The following is a 19795-nucleotide window of genomic DNA, read 5'->3' on the forward strand; positions in this document are numbered from 1 at the left end:
ATCAGCTCAGCAGCCAGGCCCATAGCGACACGGACAGAACGCCGGTCGCTGTGGAGATGCTGATCGTGGAGGCCGCGACACTGTGGCCGATACCGAACCGGTTGGCGATCAGCCAGGCATTTACACCCGTCGGTACCGATGAGGTGAGCACCAGCGCCGCCGTCCATTCGTGGCTAAGGCCGAGCGCGTGGCCCATGGCCCATACGCAGGCGGGCAGAAGCAACAGCTTGAAAACGGTCATGGTCACGGCGATACCCATATTCCCGCGGATGGTATATTTCGTCAGGGCCATGCCAAGCGAGATGAGCGCTGCCGGCCCGGCCATGGACGCGACCTGATCAACCACGGTTTTGAGAATGGGCGTCAGGGGCACGCCGGAGACATTGGTCGAGAGGCCGATGGCAAGGCCGATGACCAGCGGATTGGTCACGAGGTTGCGGCCGACCTGTTTGAAGACAGCAGCCACGCTGCGCTTTTCGCCGCCAACGGCCTTATGCGTGGCGTTCTCCATCAGGATCGTCCCAGCAATCATCATCACAGGCAGATGGATAGCGAGCAGGATTGACAGGGCAACCAGCCCCTCATCACCGACAGAACGACCGACCAACGGCAGGCCGATGAAGATATTGTTGGCGAAGGCCGATGAAATTCCGGCAATCACGGCAATGCGCCCATCCTGCCTGAATACGTAACGGGTGACGATATGCCCGGCCGTCCAGGTAATGGCCACGCTGGCGAAATAGGTGATCCAGAGCAGGAAGGGCGATGCCCCGTGAAAATTCGCCTCCGCCAAGGTGCGAAAGATCAGCGTCGGTACTGCGATCTTGAACACGAAGTCGCTGAGAATATCGCCCGCATCCGCCCTGAACAATCCGGCCTTAACGGTGAGCCACCCAATCAGGATGAGAATAAAGATGGGGGCAACATTCGCGGCAACGGCAGACATGAAGGAAAGCTTTCGCGGCTTCTGCGGGGAGACACTCCGCTTTAGAGCCTTTTCGGCCGGAATGGAATCAGGAAATATGAGCGTCTTGCTTCTAGCTGAACGGCACGCGTGATGGATGGCATGCCTATTGCCTTTGAAGTGAGCGGCATGCCTGCCGAAATCGAGAGAGGAGGCATGGCATAAAAGAAAAAGCGGGGTCGCCCCCGCCTTTTGTCCGCTATGGACCGCCAGTACATCCGTGGCGGAGATAACGGTCGAGCCAGAAGACCTTCATGCCTTCCATGCCGGCAAGAGTTCCTCACCGGTGCTCTGAAGGAACAGATAGCTCACTCACGTGACGGGAAGATGACGGTTCTGGCCAGCTCCTCAACCGGCATGGCATCCTTTGGGCTTTTCTTGCCGCGAGAAATGTTTAAGACCATCAGAAACAACGCCTCGTGCGAACCGGATAGGGCCCATGACGAAATTCGACGTACTGACTGTCGGCAATGCCATCGTCGACATCATCTCCCGCTGCGATGGCACGTTTCTCAACGACAATGCGATTACCAAAGGTGCGATGAACCTCATCGACGCGGAGCGCGCGGAGTTGCTTTATTCACTGATGGGCCCGGCACTCGAAGCCTCCGGCGGCAGCGCCGGCAATACGGCGGCAGGTGTGGCGAATTTTGGCGGCAGGGCTGCCTATTTCGGCAAGGTGGCGGAAGATCAGCTTGGCGAAATCTTCCAGCACGACATCCGCGCACAAGGCGTTTATTTCGAGACCAAGCCGGAAGGCACTTTCCCGCCCACTGCCCGCTCGATGATCTTCGTGACCGAAGACGGCGAGCGTTCGATGAACACCTATCTCGGCGCCTGCGTCGATCTCGGCCCTGAGGATGTGGAAGACGATGTGGTGGCGCAGACAAAGGTCACCTATTTCGAAGGTTACCTGTGGGATCCGCCACGCGCCAAGGACGCGATCCGCGAATGTGCCCGTATTGCACATGAAAACGGCCGCGAAGTTTCCATGACGCTTTCCGACAGTTTCTGCGTCGGCCGTTACCGTGACGAGTTTCTCGATCTGATGCGCTCCGGCACAGTGGACATCGTTTTCGCCAACAAGCAGGAAGCGCTTTCCCTTTACGAAACCGACGACTTCGAGCTTGCGCTGACCAGGATCGCCGCCGACTGCAAGATCGCGGCGGTGACGATGAGCGAGGAAGGTGCGGTTATCCTGCGCGGCACTGACCGCGTGAAGGTGGAAGCCTATCCGGTGCATGACGTGGTCGACACGACGGGTGCGGGCGATCTTTTCGCCGCCGGTTTCCTGTTCGGCTACACCCAGGACAGGTCGCTGGAAGATTGCGGCAAGCTTGGCTGCCTTGCGGCTGCCGCCGTCATCCAGCAGGTCGGGCCGCGCCCCATGTCATCGCTGAAGGCGCTTGGCGAGAAGCACGGCCTTATTTGAAGGCTTCACCGGGGTAAGCACCCCAGATTTCGCCCTGTGACACCCAGCCCGAGGCCTGACCGGCCTCGGCGCGGCACCAGTCACCGTTGCATTCGCCGATCCGGAAGACCACACCCGGCTCAAGCCGTGCTACGACGGCAGCGCCGGACTGCGCTTCGCGGCGCATGTTGACATAGACTTCCTTGCCCTTACCGCGCATCCATGGGGCAGCAACAGCCGTGCGCTCTCCCGACAGCAGCGCCTGATTGACCCAGCCCTCAGTGCCGTCAGCATCGCGAATGCGGCGCCAGTTCTCATATTCCTGGATAATTTCGACCGGCATGCCCGATTTCATGTACATCCAGGACACGGCATAATCCGTGCTCGGTCCGATGCGCATGTTGACGCGTTTGGATTTCAGGCTGACAAAACGCGGCAGAGGCAAGCCGCTCGCGCCCTTAGCCGCGCCTTGGGCAACGGCCTGGCCTGCCACACCGGACAAGCCCAGAGACAATGCAATGCAAACGATAGAAACCACACTGCGCATGCCCATTTCCGTTTCCCGCCTTCTGCAAACCGGATGATATCCAAGGGGGCGTGTTTCCCCATGCCTCAAGATGCGGCGAGTTTTATTTGTCTTCGCCGTTGGGTCTGGTAGAAACGCCCTGATTGAAAGAAATTATCGCTCTTTCTGGTTAATGACTTCTGAACAAGGCAGCGGCAAACGATGACCCACAAGAAGAGACCGACAGTCTATATCACCCGCAAATTGCCTGATGTCGTCGAAACCAGAATGCGCGAGCTGTTCGACGCGGAACTCAATATTGACGACACCCCGCGCAGTGAGGAAGAACTGGTCGCCGCCATGCAGCGGGTGGACGTGCTCGTGCCGACGGTTACCGACCGTGTCACCGCTGCAATGATCGAGCAGGCTGGGCCGCAGCTGAAGCTGATCGCCAGCTTCTCCAACGGCATCGACCACGTGGACGTGGACGCCGCAGCCCGTAAGGGCATCACTGTGACCAACACGCCCAATGTGCTGACCGAGGACAGCGCCGATATTACCATGGCCCTTGTGCTCGCCGTACCGCGCCGCATGATCGAGGGCACACGCGTGCTTGCCAATGGCGCAGACGAATGGCTCGGCTGGTCACCGACGTGGATGCTGGGGCGGCGTATTTCCGGCAAGCGTATCGGTATTGTCGGGATGGGCCGCATCGGCACGGCGGTCGCGCGGCGCGCCAAGGCTTTCGGGCTTTCCATTCACTATCACAACCGCAAACGCGTCAATCCGGTCACCGAGGCGGAGCTTGAGGCGACCTATTGGGACAGCCTCGACCAGATGCTGGCGCGCGTGGATATCGTGTCCGTCAACTGCCCTTCGACGCCGGCGACCTATCACCTGATTTCGGCACGGCGGCTCGCGCTGATGCAGCCGACGAGCTACATCGTCAACACGGCACGCGGTGATATCATCGATGAAGCAGCGATGATCCAATGCCTGCGCGAGGGCAAGATCGCCGGCGCTGGGCTGGATGTTTACGAGAATGAGCCTGCGGTGAACCCCAAGCTCATCAAGCTTGCCAAGGAAGGCAAGGTCGTACTGCTTCCACATATGGGCTCGGCAACGATCGAAGGCCGCATCGAGATGGGCGACAAGGTCATCATCAATATCCGCACGCTGTTCGATGGCCACCGTCCGCCGAACCGGGTGTTGCCCGGCCGCAGCTAGGCCCTGAAACGGGCTCTGATAAAAGCCCTCACGACTCTTGCCTGACCACTCTCATCGGAAAAGTCGCTTTAGCCGAGGATCTTCGTCATCTCGATCGAGGTCGTGCGATCATATCCCTCATGGGCGTTTTCTGCCGTCTTGACGAAACCCCAGTCCCCAAACTTTGCATGATTGGCGACAAGCTCAATCCGGGTTTCCAGCCGTAGCGCCGGCAATGCCAGTTCACGGGCCAAGGCCTCGGCTTGCGCCAGCAATATTTTACCGATGCCTTTTCCCTGTGCGTTCGGGGAAACGCACAGCTTGCCGACATAAAGGCAAGAGGGTGGCTCCGGCCTGCAGAAAAGGCAACCCAGTAACTCATTCCCGTCCAAAGCCACGAAAGCAACCTCCGCCCTTGCCTTTTCAGCAAGATTATCAGGCGTCAGGCGATGGGCTGAAGATGGCGGGTCGATGACGCCATCCATGTAAGCGAAGGACGTCATGATAAGCGCCAGCAATTCATGCCAGCGGTCGAAGTCGTCACCGATTCTTTTGATTTCCATCATGTTTTCTTTGTCTCCTGCCGCCGCTTGTATCGCACCGTTTCGAAACGTGCCGACAGGGCGTCATAAAGGAGCAGACGCCCAATCAGCGGTTCGCCGGCACCGGTGATCAGCTTTATCGCCTCCATGGCCATCAGCGTGCCGACAACGCCCGTCAGCGCACCGACAATCCCTGTTTCCGCACAATTTGGAATAAGACCTTGCGGCGGCGGCTCGGGAAACAGGTCACGATAGCCGGGCAGCAAGGCGCCTTCGTCATTTGTCTCATAGGGCTTTAGCACCGTCACGGAGCCATCAAAACGCCCGACCGCGCCGGTCACCAGCGGCCTTCTTGCCGTTTCCGCCGCGTCGGCTGCAGAATATCGCGTGTCGAAATTGTCCGATCCGTCGATCAGGAGATCGAAGGATTGCAGATGATCGTGCGCCCAGACCTGCGAAAAACGATCTTCAAAGACGATGGTACGCACATGCGGATTAAGCCGTGCGATGGCCTTGCGCGCACTTTCCGTCTTCTGCTCGCCAATCGTTCCGCTATCATGGATCACCTGGCGCTGAAGATTCGAGAGAGACACGACGTCATCGTCGATCATGCCGAGTGTGCCGACGCCGGCGGCCGCCAGATAATGAAGGACGGGCGCTCCTAGACCACCCGCCCCGATGACCAGGACGCGTGCGGCCTTCAGCCTTTGCTGGCCTGCGCCGCCGATCTCCGGCAGCAGGATGTGGCGTTTGTAGCGTTCGATTTCTTCCGGGCTCAGCGGGTCCATGTCGCACTCCCTCTTTTTGCGTTCATGCGGTGATGCTCCCGTGGGATACATTGAAGAATTGCGCCCGCTCGCCAAGGGCGGAGAACATGGCCGCATCCGTTCCAGTCATGAAACTCTGTCCCCCCAGCGCGTGGATGAGATCAAAAAGAGCCGCCCGCCTGCCCTCGTCCAGATGAGCGGCAATCTCGTCCAGCAGCAGAACCGGCGCATAACCGGTCATATTGGCTGTCAGCTGCGCATGCGCGAGCACCAGCCCAACCAGCAGCGCCTTCTGCTCCCCGGTCGAACAGCGTTCGGCCTCCATGTCCTTTTCCGCGTGGCGCACGAAGAGATCGACACGGTGCGGCCCATCAAGCGTGCGCCCGGCGGCGGCGTCCCGGTAGCGACCTTCACGCAGCATCAAGCCATATTCGTCTTCCAGATCGACGGCGGGGCGGTTGAGGCCATCATCCATAAAGCCGGAAAGCGACAGCGTCGCAGAGGGGAAGGCCGCATCGCCCGTTCGCCGTTCGATCAGACTCCGGAGCAGACCGAGCATCTCATAACGGGCAACTGCCATGGAGATGCCGAGTTCGGCCATCTGCTTTTCGATACCGTCGAGCCAGACCGGGTCAAAGCGGCCTTCGGAAAGCAGCCTGTTACGCCCACGCATCGCTTTGTCAAAATCGCTGGCGCGTCGGCCATGGGCGGGATCAAGCGACAGCACGAGCCTGTCAAGGAAACGTCGGCGGTCAGACGATGGGCCGGTAAAAAGGCCGTCCATGGCAGGGGTGAGCCACAGAACGCGCAGATGATCGGTCAATTCATCGACGGATTTGACGGGCGTGCCGTTCAGCCTCAGCCGGCGCGACACCACCTCTCCATCGCCTTCAATGCCCGTGCCGATTGCGACCTCGCCATCCATGCCCTCGACATCGGCAAAGATCGAAAACCCGTTTGCCTCTGCACCCACGCGGGTGACGTCGGACAGGACTGCGCGGCGAAGTCCGCGTCCGGGCGACAGAAACGACACCGCCTCCAGAAGGTTGGTCTTGCCGGACCCATTGTCGCCGGTCAGCACCACATGGCGGTCATCCAGGGAAAGCGATGCCGCCGCATAATTGCGGAAGTCCGTGAGTTTCAGGCGGGAAAGCGAGACCTTGTTCGTCATGGTTACGGCCTAAAACGAAGCTGCCCCGATGGCAAGGCGGCTCTTGCCCATGTTTATCGCCGAGCGCCGAAACCATGCGAATTATTCAGTAGTGGCAACTTTTTTAGCGGGCGGCTATTTATAGCCGGTTCGTTATCACCGGTAACCCTCCCATGCGTCTCCTTCTGTCTCTTTTCATCATGCTCGGCCTCCTTTCCTCCTGCGCCGGACGGCCGGGAGCGGACGTTCTGCAAGCGGTCGACACCAGAGCGAAGGATGCTAAAATCGTGACCGCCTATGTGGCAAGCACGCGCGAGAAAAGCGAAGAGGCCAAAAAGGGCTTCAGTGCGCTCAGAGCGGCCGAACCGAATTATGCCCGCTTCGACATTTCGATACCGCCCACCCACAAGAGCGGAAAAATTGAGTGGTCGACCGGAAAACCCGACGCGAAGAAAGATTTTGTCGTCACGCAGGCGCAGATGTTGAGCAAGGCACGTTTCAACGGTGACCTCGGAGATATCACCCGCTCCGGCAAGCAGATCGCGCTTTTCGTGCATGGCTATAATTACAGCTATCAGGAAGCGCTTTTCCGGGCAGCGCAGATGGCAGCCGATGCCAATATGGATGGCGTGCCATTGGTATTCTCCTGGCCGTCGCAGGCGAATGTCGCCGGCTACGTTGCCGACAAGGAATCGGCGACCTATTCCCGCGATGCGCTTGCCAATCTCCTAACGGATCTCACACGCCGTTCTCCGCGCAAGAACATCGTCGTTTTTGGTCACAGCATGGGTGGCTGGCTGGTCATGGAAGCGCTGCGCCAGTTGCGTTTCGAGGGACGAAACGACGTTATCGCCAAGTTGCAGGTGGTGCTGGCCGCACCCGATATCGATGCCGATGTCTTCCGCAAGCAGATCGAGGTGGTCGGCCGGCTCAATCCGCCGCTTACCGTTCTGGTCTCCAAGGATGACCGTGCTCTCAAAGCCTCTTCCATACTCGGCGCAGACGTGACGCGGATCGGCGCACTTGACGTTACGGATCCGAAGGTACAGGAAGCCGCCCTGAAAGAAGGCGTTCAGTTCGTAGATATCTCCAAACTGAAAGCCTCAGACCCGCTCAATCACGACCGCTACGCCGCCTTGGCGGCGCTCGTGCCGCAGCTGGAGTCAAGCCGCAACGGCAATGGCCAAAACGGCATCGGTCGCGCGGGCGCTTTCGTGTTCGATGCTATCGGCGCAACCGTTTCCAGCCCCTTCCGGCTTGCCAGCCAGGTGGTGAATCCGCAGTGAACCTACTGCGGTTTGCCCAAAGGGTTCAGAAGTCCCAGTCTTCGTCCTCGGTCGCGACCGCCTTGCCGATGACGTAGGACGAACCGGACCCCGAAAAGAAGTCGTGGTTCTCATCTGCATTGGGCGAGAGCGCTGAAAGGATCGCTGGATTGACCCGGCAAGCCTCGGCGGGGAACAGTGCCTCGTAACCCAGATTCATGAGGGCCTTATTGGCGTTGTAGTGCAGGAACTGCTTGACGTCCTCGGTCAGGCCGACGCCATCATAGAGGTCCTCGGTATATTTCGCCTCGTTGTCGTAAAGCTCGAGAAGCAGGTCAAAGGCAAAATCCTTGATCTCCTGCCTTTCGTTTTCATTAAGGCGGTCCACCGCCCTTTGGAACTTGTAGCCGATATAATAGCCGTGCACGGCCTCATCGCGGATGATGAGGCGGATCAAGTCCGCCGTGTTAGTAAGCTTGGCACGACTTGACCAGAACATCGGCAGGTAGAAGCCGGAATAGAACAGGAAGCTCTCCAGAAACACGCTGGCGATCTTCTTCTTCAATGGATCGCCGCTGTCATATTCTCGCATGATGAGTGCGGATTTGCGCTGCAGGAACTCGTTTTCCTCCGACCAGCGATAGCCATCATCGACGTCAGGCGTGGAGCAGAGGGTCGAGAAGATCGAAGAATACGAGCGCGCATGCACGGCCTCCATGAAGGAGATGTTCGAGAGCACCGCCTCCTCATGCGGTGTTGCCGAGTCCGCCATCAGGCGCACCGCGCCGACGCCGTTCTGGATGGTGTCGAGCAAAGTCAGTCCGGTGAAGACACGGATCGTCAGCTTCTGTTCTTCCGGCTTCAGCGTTCCCCAGGAGGGGATGTCATTGGAAAGCGGCACCTTTTCCGGCAGCCAGAAGTTCGAGGTGAGGCGGTTCCAGACTTCGAGGTCTTTTTCGTCCTCAATGCGGTTCCAGTTGACCGCTCGGACACGGGACACGGGTTTTACGGCGATGTTCATTGTCTTGTCCCTCTAATCAGAGCGTGCAGGAAACGCAGCCCTGAACCTGCGTGCCTTCCAGCGCCATCTGGCGCAAACGGATGTAATAGATGGTCTTGATGCCCTTCTTCCAAGCATAGATCTGTGCGCGATTGATATCGCGGGTCGTGGCCGTATCACGGAAGAACAGAGTCAGCGACAGGCCCTGATCGACATGCTGGGTAGCGGCCGCATAGGTGTCGATGATCTTTTCCGGCCCGATCTCATAGGCATCCTGATAATATTCGAGATTGTCGTTCGAGAGATAGGAAGCCGGGTAATAAACGCGGCCGATCTTTCCCTCTTTACGGATTTCGATTTTCGAGACGATCGGATGAATGGAAGATGTGGAGTGGTTGATATAGGAGATCGAGCCTGTCGGTGGCACGGCCTGAAGGTTCTGGTTATAGAGGCCTGATGCCATGACCTCCCCCTTCAAGACATTCCAGTCTTCCTGCGTTGGAATGGCGATGCCGGCCTTTTCGAACAAGTCGCGGACCTTTTCCGTCGCCGGCAGCCATTCCCGTTCGGTATATTTGTCGAAATATTCGCCCGAAGCATATTTGGAGTTTTCGAAGCCCTTGAAGCTCTGTCCTCTCTCCATCGCCAGCCGGTTGCTGGCGCGGATAGCGTGATAGGTCACGGTGTAGAAATAGATATTGGTGAAATCTACGCCTTCTTCGGAGCCATAGAAGATGCGCTCGCGCGCCAGATAACCGTGCAGGTTCATCTGACCGAGTCCGATGGCATGGCTGTCGTCATTGCCCTTTTCAACAGACGGAACGGAGGAAATGTGACTCATGTCCGACACCGCCGTCAGTGCCCTGATGGAGGTTTCAATGGTCTTGCCGAAATCGGCTGAATCCATTGCCGCGGCGATATTCAACGAACCGAGATTGCAGGAAATATCCTTGCCCATGTGGCTATAGGAGAGATCGGCATCGAACGCGCTGGCTTCGCTGACCTGCAGGATTTCCGAGCAAAGATTGCTCATGCTGATGCGACCGGCAATCGGATTTGCCCGGTTCACCGTATCTTCGAACATGATATAGGGATAGCCGCTCTCGAACTGGATTTCGGCGATGACCTGAAAAAATTCGCGCGCCTTGATCTTCTTCTTTCGGATGCGGCTGTCGGCGACCATCTCGTGGTACTTTTCCGTCACCGAGATTTCGGTGAAGGGCACCTCATAGACCCGCTCCACATCATAGGGAGAGAACAGATACATTTCCTCGTTGTTGCGGGCGAGCTCGAAGGTGATGTCTGGGATGATAACGCCGAGCGACAGGGTCTTGATGCGGATTTTTTCGTCAGCGTTTTCACGCTTGGTGTCGAGGAAACGCATGATGTCTGGGTGGTGGGCATGCAGATAGACTGCACCCGCACCTTGGCGGGCGCCGAGCTGGTTGGCATAGGAAAACGAATCTTCCAGCAGCTTCATGACAGGTATGACACCGGAGGACTGATTTTCGATCTGTTTGATCGGTGCTCCAGCCTCTCGAATATTGGTCAGTGAAAGGGCAACGCCGCCGCCGCGCTTGGAAAGCTGCAGCGCCGAATTGATGGAGCGACCGATGCTTTCCATATTGTCTTCCACCCGCAGCAGGAAACACGAGACCAGCTCACCGCGGCTCTTCTTGCCAGCATTGAGGAATGTTGGCGTTGCCGGCTGAAAACGGCCGGAAATGATCTCATCGACCAGATCTCGGGCAAGCTGCTCGTCACCGCGCGCAAGAGCCAGCGCCACCATGCAGACGCGGTCCTCATAACGCTCCAGATAACGTTTCCCGTCGAAGGTCTTCAGGGTGTAAGAGGTGTAGTATTTGAACGCACCGAGGAACGTCGGAAAGCGAAACTTCCGCGCATAGGCCTCGTCATAGAGATCGCGCACGAAATTGAAGGAATACTGGTCCAGCACCGCCTGCTCGTAATAGCCTTCGGTCACCAGATAATCGAGCTTTTCCCTAAGATTATGGAAAAACACCGTATTCTGATTTACGTGCTGGAGGAAATATTGACGTGCAGCGAGCCGATCCTTGTCGAGCTGGATTTTTCCGTTCTCGTCATAGAGGTTCAACATCGCGTTCAGTGCGTGGTAGTCCAAGCCCGCATCAAGCGGCTTCTGGCTTGCGGCTGTTGGCTGCTTGGTGTCATTGCGCAATGCGCTAGCGGTCAGCGTGTCCAAAATCGGTCCAATCCATGTTTGACGGTGGCGACGTCTTCTTCCGTCCCGAGAAGCTCAAAGCGATAGAGAAACGGCACGGCGCATTTTCGCGAGACGATATCTCCGGCGGATGCGAAGGCGGCGCCAAAACTGGTGTTTCCCGCCGCAATGACGCCGCGGATGAGGTTGCGGTTGGAGGGTTCGTTCAAAAACCGGATCACGGGTTTCGGCACTGCCCCTTTGGTGCCGCCGCCGCCATAGGTTGGGGTGACGAGCACATAGGGTTCCGACACCTGCGGTACATCCTCTTCAGCGCCGAGCGGCAGGCGAAGCAATCGCCGCCCCAGTTTCAGAAGGAAACGATGAGTGTTTTCTGAACGGCTGGAATAATAGACGATCAGGCTCATCGCCCGCCGCCTCAGCTGATCGCGCCGATCATATCCGGCCGGAAACCCGCCCAATGGCGTTCGCCGGCAACGACTACGGGAACCTGCATGTAGCCGAGGCCACGGACGTGGTCGAGCGCATCCGCATCTTCGGAAATGTCGATAATCTCATAGGGAACGCCGATACGGTCGAGGGCGCGATAAGTGGCGGTGCATTGGACGCAGGCGGGTTTACTGTAAACGGTGACGGTCATAATTTCCCTCTCGAAGCCAATTTTGGACGCGGCAAAGCCTTGCCGATTGCAATCACAACCGGACGGTGATGGTTCTGTCATTCAGGTGATGCTTGGTGTTTGAGAGTTCGTGCGATCCGAATGAAAACAGATGGATTTTCGGGCACGCTTCAAACAACAGAAGTCGCTCCTCTACGCTGACGAGCGTAGCAACTTAAAAATATGCACTGGCATGACTTCACCCCGAAGCTCGTTATGGAGGGGGCAGAAAAGGGCGCACGCAAGTCATTTGCGCGATACACCTTCCTCCGGACACCCCGCCCGTGGACGTTTGCGCTCAAGGCAGGTCTCCTGACTTGCGGGTCACAACATTCATTCCGGCCTTCCCGAAGCTCTCAGCCCCAGTGACTCAAATCGGAACGATGCTCGCCGCTTACAGTTGCGGGGGCAGTTTCGGCCTTGTTTCGCCTCAATGGCGTAACGCACCGAATTCCCGTCTTAGCTCCCAACCCTTGCGAATCGGAAGAACCTTGAACACTAGATATAGTATATGAGGAAATCCTAGCGTCAACCAGTAGATGACGCGAAAGCTGGCCCCTGGGGATAAAAAAGATTCATCGCAGAGTGACAGCCGCTAAACGGCGCGGAACACGTCATGTTCGGGGAACGTCGATCTATTCCCAGATGTCGATGTGGATATCGGCCGGGCGGGCGTTTTCAATCACCCGTTTTCCATTCGGAAGATCGTTCTCGAAAAGCTTGGCATGAATCTGAGCCGCATCAAGGCCAAAGCCCAGCCATCTGTCACGCAGTCTCTGTTCCAGAACGGTCACGGAAGGTCCTACAAAGACACTCAAATCAAAATGGTCGGATAGCCTTGTCCAGGGCGCTTCGTTGAGCAGTAGATAATTGCCCTCAGCCAGAATAAAGCGCGTTTCAGGCGCGATGGCACGGGCAGAGGCGATGGCGATTTCTCGGGAACGATCGAAAACCGGCACCAGCACTTCCTGCCCGCCCTGCCGAACGGCAGAGACGATATCCAGAAAGCCACGGACATCGAATGTTTCCGGCGCACCCTTCCGCGGCAAAAGCCCCCGCTCTTCAAGGATGCCATTATCCATATGGAAGCCGTCCATGGGCAGCACGGCGGCCGTTTCGCCACGTGCGATGAGAGCATCACATAGGGCATCCGCCAGCGTGGATTTGCCGGCCCCTGGGGGGCCGGCAATGGCAACGATGAAACGGGATTGGCCCTTTGCCCGTCGAAGAACGTCTTCAACGATCGTTACGAGCTTCAACGTCATGCGGCGAGCGTTTCCTTCGGCGCTTCCTTGGCGCCGGTCATGAAGGCGACTGCGTCGGACATCGAATAATCCTTCGGATTGATGACGCAGAGGCGCTTGCCCAACCGATGGATATGAATGCGATCCGCCACCTCGAACACATGCGGCATGTTGTGCGAAATCAGAACGATCGGCAATCCACGGGCGCGGACGTCGAGGATGAGCTCAAGGACGCGCCGGCTTTCCTTGACGCCAAGAGCGGCTGTCGGCTCGTCAAGAATCACCACCTTCGAGCCGAAAGCGGCTGCGCGTGCTACGGCTACGCCCTGCCGCTGGCCGCCGGAGAGCGTTTCCACCGCCTGATTGATGTTCTGGATAGTCATCAATCCGAGTTCGGAGAGCTTGTCCCGCGCGAACTTTTCCATGGCCGGCCGGTCGAGGGCACGAAAAAGGCTGCCGGCTATGCCGGGCTTGCGGATTTCGCGGCCCAGGAACATGTTGTCGGCGATCGACAGGGCTGGTGAGAGTGCGAGGTTCTGGTAGACGGTTTCGATACCGGCCTTTCGCGCTTCGATCGGTGAGCGGAACTGCACCGGCTTGCCTTCGAGCCTGATCTCCCCTTCGTCGGGCGTCACCGCGCCCGAGATTGCCTTGATGAGCGAGGATTTGCCAGCGCCGTTATCACCGATGACGGCGAGAATTTCACCGGGGTAAAGATCGAAATCGGCATTGTCGAGTGCGGTCACGCGTCCGTATCGCTTGACGAGATTGCGTGCCGTGAGAATGGGTTCGCGTGCCATCAGCCTGCTACCTTTCTGATCCACTGGTCGATTGCAACAGCCAGGATGATGAGGACACCGATCAACAGATAGGTCCATTGCGGGTCCGTACCAATCAGTCTCAAGCCTAGCGAGAAAACGCCGACAATCAGCGCGCCAAACAGCATGCCCATGATCGAGCCACGACCGCCGAAGAGCGAGAGGCCGCCAATCACGACAGCGGTGATGGATTCGATATTGGCGAACTGTCCGGCCGTTGGCGATACCGAGCCGATGCGGCCGATCAATGCCCAGCCTGCGAAGGCGCAGATGAGCCCCGAAAGCGTATAAACCGTCGTCAGCATGCGCTTGACGTTGACGCCAGCAAGCTCGGCCGCATCCGGATCGTCACCAACAGCGTAGAGGTGGCGGCCCCAGGCGGTGCGGTTCAGCACATACCAGAGGAGGGCAACGAGCAACACCATGGCGATGACGCCATAGGTAAAGACGGCACTGCCGAGGCGCAGGTTGTTCCCGAAGAACTGGAGGATGGGTGCCTGCTGCGCAATATCCTGGGCGCGGATGGTTTCATTCGCAGAGTAAAGGAAGTTGGTGGCAAGAACGATCTGCCACATGCCAAGCGTCACGATGAAGGGCGGCAATCGCATGCGCGACACGAGGATGCCGTTGACGAAGCCGCAAAATGCGCCAACAGCCAGTCCGCAGAGAATGGAGAGTTCCGCCGGCAAGCCGTAGCGGAAGGTGAACTGCCCCATGATGACCGAAGACAGCACCATGATGGCGCCGACGGACAGATCGATGCCGGCAGTCAGGATGACGAGCGACTGCGCCGCACCGACGATACCGACAATGGCCACCTGCTGAAGAATGAGCGTCAGCGAAAAGGCAGAGAAAAATTTGCCGCCCAGTGTGATGCCGAACACTATTAGCGACAGCACCAGAACAATCAGCGGGACAGCTGCAGGACTGGAGTGCAGAAAATGCTGGAATTTTTCGAGCAGGCTCTTGTCGTGCGTATCGAAAGCGGCGACCTGGGTCGAGCTTCCGGACAGCACATTTTCAAATTCATTATGCGGTTGGGTCCGCACTGGCTGATCGCTCATGGATTTTCCTCCCGATCGCTTCATCACATTTGCCCTGGAAGCATAACCGTTCTGCAGCGGGCCTTGTGTCGATTCAAACTGTTGAGAAGCGGACTCCGTCGACCCAGGGGCGCGCCCTGCGTCCACTCATCTGGATCACGCCTCATTCACTTGAGGCTGAAAGCGGGGGCAAAAAGCCCCCGCCTGCGTCAGATGCGAGGCATCAGCCCCAGCACTTCTTGAGGCCTTCCTTGGTATCGATCGAGTCGAGACCCTTCACCGGCTTGTCCGTCACCAGCGTCACGCCCGTGTCGAAGAAGGTCTTGCCAGCTGTCGGCTTTGGCTTTTCACCGGTGTCGGCAAACTTCTTGACCGCCTCGACGCCCAGTGCCGCCATGGCCAGCGGATATTGCTGCGACGTCGCACCGATCACGCCTTCGGCCACATTCTTCACGCCCGGGCAACCGCCGTCGACCGAGACGATCAGAACATCCTTTTCGCGACCGACTGCCTTCAGCGCTTCGTAGGCGCCGGCAGCTGCCGGTTCGTTGATGGTGTGGACAACGTTGATGGTCGGATCTTTCTGCAGCAGATTTTCCATCGCTGCACGGCCACCTTCTTCGTTACCGTTGGTGACATCATGGCCGACGATGCGGGGATCGTTCTCATCGCCGATCTTGTTGATGTCCTTCACGTCGATGCCGAAGCCCTTCATGAAGCCCTGGTTGCGAAGCACGTCGACCGTTGGCTGCGAGGGGGTGAGGTTGAGGAATGCGATCTTTGCATCCTTGGCCTTGTCGCCAAGCGTGCCGGCTGCCCATTTGCCGATCAATTCGCCGGCCAGCAGATTGTCGGTTGCGAAGGTGGAATCGGCGGCATCGACGGGTTCAAGCGGCGTATCGAGCGCGATCACCAGAAGCCCGGCATCCCGTGCCTTCTGCACGGCAGGTACGATGCCCTTGGTGTCCGAAGCGGTAATCAGGATACCCTTGGCGCCATCGGCAATGCACGTTTCGATCGCTGCCACCTGGCTTTCGGAATCGCCATCGATCTTACCGGCATAGGCCTTCAGCGTAACGCCCAGTTCCTTTGCCTTGGCGGTGGCGCCTTCCTTCATCTTGACGAAGAAGGGGTTGGTATCGGTCTTGGTGATGAGGCAAACGGATGTGTCGGCGGCAGATGCAGCGGAAGCGAAAGAAACGCCAAGCGCAAGCGCGCCCAGAAGAGCGGAAACAGTGGTCTTCATGAGATCCTCCCAATGGATATTTGAGTACCTTTACGGTTACCCGACGATCCCGTCTCCTCCGAGATCGACGACCGTTGACGCAGATGGAACCACCAAAGGAACCGGCTGTCAATAAATAAATCCGATTGAATTATTAATTCCGTATGGCATTCTGTCAGCGGCAGGGAGGACAATCGCCACGTCGGTTAACGTTTGCGATAGCAAGATTGCCATAAAGCCTGATCTATCGGTCGCGACAGATAGTGCGGGCGGGAGGATGACATATGAGACACTCTGTTGAGACGGCGCCGCCAGCGCCGTCGACCCCTATGGATATCAGCGGCGGTGCCAATCAGGTTGGCGTGCGCGCTTATAATGAGCGGCTGGTGCTGTCTCTGGTCCGCCGCCATGGCGCGCTGTCGAAAGCCGATATTGCAAGACTTTGCGGGCTGTCGGCGCAAACGGTCTCGGTCATCATGCGTTCGCTTGAGAAGGACGGCCTTCTTATTCGTGGTGAGCGCCTGCGCGGTAAAGTCGGGCAGCCTTCGACGCCGATGCGGCTCAACCCGGATGCCGTGTTTTCGTTTGGTGTGAAGATCGGTCGGCGCAGCGTCGATCTTGTCCTCATGGACTTCGTTGGCCGGATAAGGCTCAAGCTGCGCAGGACCTACCCCTACCCCCTGCCGGAATGGATATTGCCCTTCGTCATCGACGGAATCGCTGATCTTGAATCGCAACTGTCGCCGCTCGAACGGGAGAGAATCGCGGGCGTTGGTATCGCCGCCCCATTTGAACTTTGGAATTGGGCTCAGGAAGTGGGTGCGCCGCCAATTGAGATGGAGCGGTGGCGCGGCGTCGATATAAGATCGCAGATTGCCGAAGGCGTCAGCTATCCGGTCTTCCTGCAAAACGATGCCACGAGTGCCTGCGGTGCCGAGCTGGTTTTTGGCGCTGGCCAGAATTATCCGGATTTTCTTTACGTCTTCATCGGCTCCTTTATCGGTGGCGGCGTCGTCCTGAACTCAGCGCTTTTTTCCGGAAAGACTGGAACCGCTGGCGCAATCGGCCCGCTGCCCGTCCAGGGCCAGGATGGTAATACCGTCCAGCTCCTGAAAATCGCGTCGATCTTCGTCTTGGAAAACATGCTGCGGGAAAGAGGCATCGATCCGCGGCCGCTTTGGTTCTCGCCGGATGAGTGGATCGATTTCGGCGAACCTCTTGAGAGTTGGATCAGGAAGACGGCTGCCGCACTGGCTCAGGCTGTTATCGCGGCGGCCTCTATTATCGATTTTTCCAGCGTCATCATCGATGGCGGCTTTCCGGATTGGGTGAGGGCGCGCATCGTCGCCGCCACCCAGGCCGCTCTGAAACATCACGATCTACAGGGCGTCACGATGCCAGAAATCGTCGAGGGTGCGGTCGGCAGCCAGGCGAGAGCGATCGGCGGCGCCAGTCTGCCGCTTTTCTCTCGATACCTCATTGATCAGAATGTGCTCTTCAAGGATACCACGGGTTGACCGCTGCTTCTGCCGGACCGACTTCCTTGTCCGGCTATCAGGCTTCGGCGGAACGTCTCACCCAGTAGCAGCGTGCTGTAGGATCGCCGTCAGAAAGGCATCGCCGTAGCGCTCGAGCTTGGTCTCTCCGACGCCGGCGATGCCAGCCATAGCCCTTGCGGTCTGCGGTTTCGCTGTCGCCAATTCCAGCAAAGTCCTGTCGTGGAAAATGACGTAGGGCGGAACGTTCTGCGCACGCGCAATTTCCATGCGCTTCGCCCGCAAAGCCTCGAACAGACCCCGGTCGGCGTCAGGCAAGATCGTCGACACCGCATTGCGGCTTGCCTGCTGCCGGCCGGATCGCGGAGCGCTCGGTACCCTCAGCATCAATGCGGGTTTTTCCCGCAGGAAGCGTCGTCCTTCCTCGGAAATAGAGAGGCCACCATGGCCGGAAAGGTCGACCTCAATCAAGCGCATTGCCACCAGCTGGCGCAAGATCGCGCGCCAGGTCCGATTATCGTGTTCCTTGCCGATCCCGTACGTGCTGATGCGATCGTGCCCCAACCGGGAAATCCGCTCATCCTGCGCGCCCAGCAATACGCTGATGACATAGGCCTGTCCGAAACGTTCTCCTGTACGGTAGATACAGGAAAGGAGCTTCTGCGCGGCGACGGCCCCATCGAACAGATCGGGCGGTGCCGCACACGTATCGCAATTGCCGCAGGGCTCGCACCGATCGCCAAAATAGGAAAGCAGAACCTGCCTCCGGCAACCCGCGGTTTCCGCGAGACCAAGCAGCGCATCCAGCTTCTGGCGTTCCATATGCTTCCGCTGGTCTGCGGCATCCGACTCTTCGATGAAGCGATTACGCAGGGCAATATCTTCGTAACCATAGAGCATCAGCACGTCAGACGGCAGGCCATCACGACCGGCGCGCCCCGTTTCCTGATAATAGGCTTCGATACTGCCGGGCAAATCGATATGCACCACGAAGCGTACATCCGGTTTGTCGATGCCCATGCCAAAGGCGACGGTCGCAACGATGATAATGGCTTCCCCGTGCTGGAAACGGGTCTGGTTCTCCTCACGGGCCGCTTTGTCCATACCGGCATGATAGGGCAGCGCATCGCGCCCCTCTTGGCAGAGCCACGCCGCGGTCTCGTCGACCTTGCGCTTCGACAGGCAATAGACGATGCCGCTTTCATTGTCCCGGCCTGCCAAGAAGCGTCTGAGCTGCGCCCGGGGATTATCCTTCTCCATGATCGCGTAACGAATATTCGGACGATCAAACCCAGCAATGAAGGCATCACCTTCATCAATCCTGAGATGGCCGAGGATTTCCATCCGTGTGGGCTCGTCAGCCGTCGCGGTGAGCGCCATTCTCGGCACGTTCGGAAAACGTTCGATCAAGGTATCAAGCTGGCGATAGGGAGGGCGAAAATCGTGACCCCATTGCGACAGGCAATGCGCCTCATCGACGGCAATCAACGACAGATCAATGCCCTGTAGCGCGTCAAGAACATCTGGTTTGAGAAGAGTTTCGGGGGCGGCATAGAGAATATCGATCTCTCCGGCCCGCATTGCGCGCCACAGATCCCGACGCTCTTCCCACGAAAGATCCGAGTTGAGCGCCTCCGCTCTGATGCCCGCTTGGCGCAAAGCCGCTACTTGATCGACCATCAGCGCGATGAGGGGCGATACGATCAGGCCCATACCATCGCGCGCCAGTGCCGGAATCTGATAGCAAAGCGATTTTCCGCCCCCTGTTGGCATCAACACGAAGGCGTTGTTCCCCGCCATCACATGCTCGATGATCTCTGCCTGCCGTCCGCGAAATGCATCATAACCATAGACGGTCTTGAGGATGTGTAATGGCTCAGCTTTCACGTCTTTTTCCGCGGTTCAAGGGCGTCGCATCTTCCGGTTTTTGGCGCTCATTGCAATGCGTGGCGCTTCATTTTTGGAGCTTGTATTTACGTTGATGCCCGAACGCAAAACACCCGCAGCATTGAGCTACGGGTGTTTTTTGAATTGGTTGCGGGGGCAGGATTTGAACCTGCGGCCTTCAGGTTATGAGCCTGACGAGCTACCGGGCTGCTCCACCCCGCGTTACCGGCGCATCCGGCAAAGCCGAATGTCGCGTCTGCGTCGTTGCTTTAGCGACGACGGATTTCTTTCGGAGTAAATTGCGGAGCAATTTATCTCCTGTAAGGGACGCATCATCATTTGTGCCTGTTATAGCACAAAGGCCGCTTGAGCGGCCTATTTGATTTGGGCATTGGCCCATTTTGGTGATTT

18 protein-coding genes, 1 tRNA gene and 1 riboswitch are annotated in these 19795 nt (G+C 58.1%); of the genes, 4 read left to right on the forward strand and 15 right to left on the reverse strand.

Annotation, left to right across the window (positions count from 1 at the left end; all coding sequences use genetic code 11):
• Position 1 precedes the first annotated feature (1 nt).
• Positions 2 to 946: an AEC family transporter gene (locus FS804_RS09350; RefSeq protein ID WP_144576257.1), complete on the reverse strand. Its 945-nt coding sequence runs from the start codon at positions 944 to 946 to the stop codon at positions 2 to 4.
• A 457-nt stretch (positions 947 to 1403) separates the two neighbouring features.
• Here FS804_RS09350 and FS804_RS09355 point away from each other — a divergent pair, with 457 nt between their 5' ends.
• Entirely contained in the window at positions 1404 to 2396 is a 993-nt protein-coding gene (locus tag FS804_RS09355; protein ID WP_144576258.1) for an adenosine kinase, read from the forward strand.
• Here the strand turns inward: FS804_RS09355 and FS804_RS09360 are convergent.
• Positions 2389 to 2922, reverse strand: coding sequence for an SH3 domain-containing protein (locus FS804_RS09360; protein ID WP_063949785.1), 534 nt, complete (start codon positions 2920 to 2922; stop codon positions 2389 to 2391). The two genes, FS804_RS09355 and FS804_RS09360, sit on opposite strands and share 8 nt — an antisense overlap.
• Positions 2923 to 3102: 180 nt before the next feature.
• Between FS804_RS09360 and FS804_RS09365 the strand changes: the two genes are divergently transcribed.
• Positions 3103 to 4107, forward strand: a complete 1005-nt coding sequence (locus tag FS804_RS09365) for a D-glycerate dehydrogenase (RefSeq protein ID WP_144576259.1) — start codon at positions 3103 to 3105, stop codon at positions 4105 to 4107.
• A 68-nt stretch (positions 4108 to 4175) separates the two neighbouring features.
• Here FS804_RS09365 and FS804_RS09370 read toward each other — a convergent pair whose 3' ends face one another.
• From FS804_RS09370 to recF, 3 genes are read right to left on the reverse strand one after another with little or no spacing between them, the layout of a single operon-like run.
• Positions 4176 to 4652 carry a GNAT family N-acetyltransferase gene (locus FS804_RS09370; protein ID WP_144576260.1) on the reverse strand — a complete coding sequence of 159 codons (477 nt, stop codon included), beginning with the start codon at positions 4650 to 4652 and terminating at the stop codon, positions 4176 to 4178.
• Entirely contained in the window at positions 4649 to 5416 is a 768-nt protein-coding gene (locus FS804_RS09375) for a molybdopterin-synthase adenylyltransferase MoeB (RefSeq protein ID WP_144576261.1), read from the reverse strand. The genes FS804_RS09370 and FS804_RS09375 overlap by 4 nt, the downstream gene beginning before the upstream one ends.
• A 22-nt stretch (positions 5417 to 5438) precedes the next feature.
• Complete coding sequence (recF, locus tag FS804_RS09380; protein ID WP_144576262.1) at positions 5439 to 6566, reverse strand: DNA replication/repair protein RecF; 1128 nt, start codon at positions 6564 to 6566, stop codon at positions 5439 to 5441.
• Between the two features lie 152 nt (positions 6567 to 6718).
• Between recF and FS804_RS09385 the strand changes: the two genes are divergently transcribed.
• The gene (locus FS804_RS09385) at positions 6719 to 7831 is read left to right on the forward strand and encodes an alpha/beta hydrolase (RefSeq protein WP_144576263.1); all 1113 of its coding nucleotides are present in this window, start codon (positions 6719 to 6721) and stop codon (positions 7829 to 7831) included.
• A gap of 25 nt (positions 7832 to 7856) precedes the next feature.
• Here FS804_RS09385 and nrdF read toward each other — a convergent pair whose 3' ends face one another.
• From nrdF to FS804_RS09425, 8 genes are all read right to left on the reverse strand, one after another.
• Entirely contained in the window at positions 7857 to 8831 is a 975-nt protein-coding gene (gene nrdF / locus FS804_RS09390) for a class 1b ribonucleoside-diphosphate reductase subunit beta (protein WP_144576264.1), read from the reverse strand.
• A gap of 16 nt (positions 8832 to 8847) precedes the next feature.
• Positions 8848 to 11010 (reverse strand): class 1b ribonucleoside-diphosphate reductase subunit alpha, encoded by a 2163-nt coding sequence (gene nrdE / locus FS804_RS09395; RefSeq protein ID WP_256366755.1) that lies wholly within the window; start codon positions 11008 to 11010, stop codon positions 8848 to 8850.
• A gap of 11 nt (positions 11011 to 11021) precedes the next feature.
• On the reverse strand, positions 11022 to 11420 hold the full coding sequence (gene nrdI / locus FS804_RS09400; protein WP_144576266.1) for a class Ib ribonucleoside-diphosphate reductase assembly flavoprotein NrdI: 399 nt from the start codon (positions 11418 to 11420) through the stop codon (positions 11022 to 11024).
• A gap of 11 nt (positions 11421 to 11431) precedes the next feature.
• The gene (gene nrdH / locus FS804_RS09405; RefSeq protein WP_020011298.1) at positions 11432 to 11653 is read right to left on the reverse strand and encodes a glutaredoxin-like protein NrdH; all 222 of its coding nucleotides are present in this window, start codon (positions 11651 to 11653) and stop codon (positions 11432 to 11434) included.
• 302 nt (positions 11654 to 11955) lie between these two features.
• A riboswitch (cobalamin riboswitch) is annotated at positions 11956 to 12180 on the reverse strand.
• A 126-nt stretch (positions 12181 to 12306) separates the two neighbouring features.
• Entirely contained in the window at positions 12307 to 12936 is a 630-nt protein-coding gene (locus FS804_RS09410) for a nucleoside triphosphate hydrolase (RefSeq protein ID WP_144576267.1), read from the reverse strand.
• Positions 12933 to 13715: an ATP-binding cassette domain-containing protein gene (locus FS804_RS09415; protein ID WP_063949317.1), complete on the reverse strand. Its 783-nt coding sequence runs from the start codon at positions 13713 to 13715 to the stop codon at positions 12933 to 12935. The genes FS804_RS09410 and FS804_RS09415 overlap by 4 nt, the downstream gene beginning before the upstream one ends.
• A complete protein-coding gene (locus FS804_RS09420) occupies positions 13715 to 14797 on the reverse strand; it encodes an ABC transporter permease (RefSeq protein ID WP_063949316.1) in 1083 nt (360 codons plus the stop codon). Before FS804_RS09420 ends, FS804_RS09415 begins: the two co-directional genes overlap by 1 nt.
• A 202-nt stretch (positions 14798 to 14999) precedes the next feature.
• Positions 15000 to 16022 carry a sugar ABC transporter substrate-binding protein gene (locus tag FS804_RS09425; RefSeq protein WP_063949315.1) on the reverse strand — a complete coding sequence of 341 codons (1023 nt, stop codon included), beginning with the start codon at positions 16020 to 16022 and terminating at the stop codon, positions 15000 to 15002.
• A gap of 263 nt (positions 16023 to 16285) precedes the next feature.
• Between FS804_RS09425 and FS804_RS09430 the strand changes: the two genes are divergently transcribed.
• Entirely contained in the window at positions 16286 to 17518 is a 1233-nt protein-coding gene (locus tag FS804_RS09430; RefSeq protein ID WP_144576268.1) for an ROK family transcriptional regulator, read from the forward strand.
• A 57-nt stretch (positions 17519 to 17575) separates the two neighbouring features.
• Here FS804_RS09430 and recQ read toward each other — a convergent pair whose 3' ends face one another.
• Together recQ and FS804_RS09440 are read right to left on the reverse strand one after the other, a co-directional pair.
• Entirely contained in the window at positions 17576 to 19384 is a 1809-nt protein-coding gene (gene recQ / locus FS804_RS09435; RefSeq protein WP_144576269.1) for a DNA helicase RecQ, read from the reverse strand.
• 145 nt (positions 19385 to 19529) lie between these two features.
• Positions 19530 to 19606: transfer RNA gene (locus FS804_RS09440), tRNA-Met, on the reverse strand.
• Positions 19607 to 19795 lie beyond the last annotated feature (189 nt).

It is taken from the genome of Agrobacterium sp. DE0009 (assembly GCF_007680755.1).
Taxonomy (GTDB): domain Bacteria; phylum Pseudomonadota; class Alphaproteobacteria; order Rhizobiales; family Rhizobiaceae; genus Agrobacterium; species Agrobacterium tumefaciens_B.

Bases quoted from the DNA above. Each gene is read 5' to 3' on its own strand.
- FS804_RS09350 (WP_144576257.1), bottom strand. From the start codon at position 946: ATGTCTGCCGTTGCCGCGAATGTTGCCCCCATCTTTATTCTCATCCTG.
- FS804_RS09355 (WP_144576258.1), top strand. From the start codon at position 1,404: ATGACGAAATTCGACGTACTGACTGTCGGCAATGCCATCGTCGACATC.
- FS804_RS09360 (WP_063949785.1), bottom strand. From the start codon at position 2,922: ATGCGCAGTGTGGTTTCTATCGTTTGCATTGCATTGTCTCTGGGCTTG.
- FS804_RS09365 (WP_144576259.1), top strand. From the start codon at position 3,103: ATGACCCACAAGAAGAGACCGACAGTCTATATCACCCGCAAATTGCCT.
- FS804_RS09370 (WP_144576260.1), bottom strand. From the start codon at position 4,652: ATGATGGAAATCAAAAGAATCGGTGACGACTTCGACCGCTGGCATGAA.
- FS804_RS09375 (WP_144576261.1), bottom strand. From the start codon at position 5,416: ATGGACCCGCTGAGCCCGGAAGAAATCGAACGCTACAAACGCCACATC.
- recF (WP_144576262.1), bottom strand. From the start codon at position 6,566: ATGACGAACAAGGTCTCGCTTTCCCGCCTGAAACTCACGGACTTCCGC.
- FS804_RS09385 (WP_144576263.1), top strand. From the start codon at position 6,719: ATGCGTCTCCTTCTGTCTCTTTTCATCATGCTCGGCCTCCTTTCCTCC.
- nrdF (WP_144576264.1), bottom strand. From the start codon at position 8,831: ATGAACATCGCCGTAAAACCCGTGTCCCGTGTCCGAGCGGTCAACTGG.
- nrdI (WP_144576266.1), bottom strand. From the start codon at position 11,420: ATGAGCCTGATCGTCTATTATTCCAGCCGTTCAGAAAACACTCATCGT.
- nrdH (WP_020011298.1), bottom strand. From the start codon at position 11,653: ATGACCGTCACCGTTTACAGTAAACCCGCCTGCGTCCAATGCACCGCC.
- FS804_RS09410 (WP_144576267.1), bottom strand. From the start codon at position 12,936: ATGACGTTGAAGCTCGTAACGATCGTTGAAGACGTTCTTCGACGGGCA.
- FS804_RS09415 (WP_063949317.1), bottom strand. From the start codon at position 13,715: ATGGCACGCGAACCCATTCTCACGGCACGCAATCTCGTCAAGCGATAC.
- FS804_RS09420 (WP_063949316.1), bottom strand. From the start codon at position 14,797: ATGAGCGATCAGCCAGTGCGGACCCAACCGCATAATGAATTTGAAAAT.
- FS804_RS09425 (WP_063949315.1), bottom strand. From the start codon at position 16,022: ATGAAGACCACTGTTTCCGCTCTTCTGGGCGCGCTTGCGCTTGGCGTT.
- FS804_RS09430 (WP_144576268.1), top strand. From the start codon at position 16,286: ATGAGACACTCTGTTGAGACGGCGCCGCCAGCGCCGTCGACCCCTATG.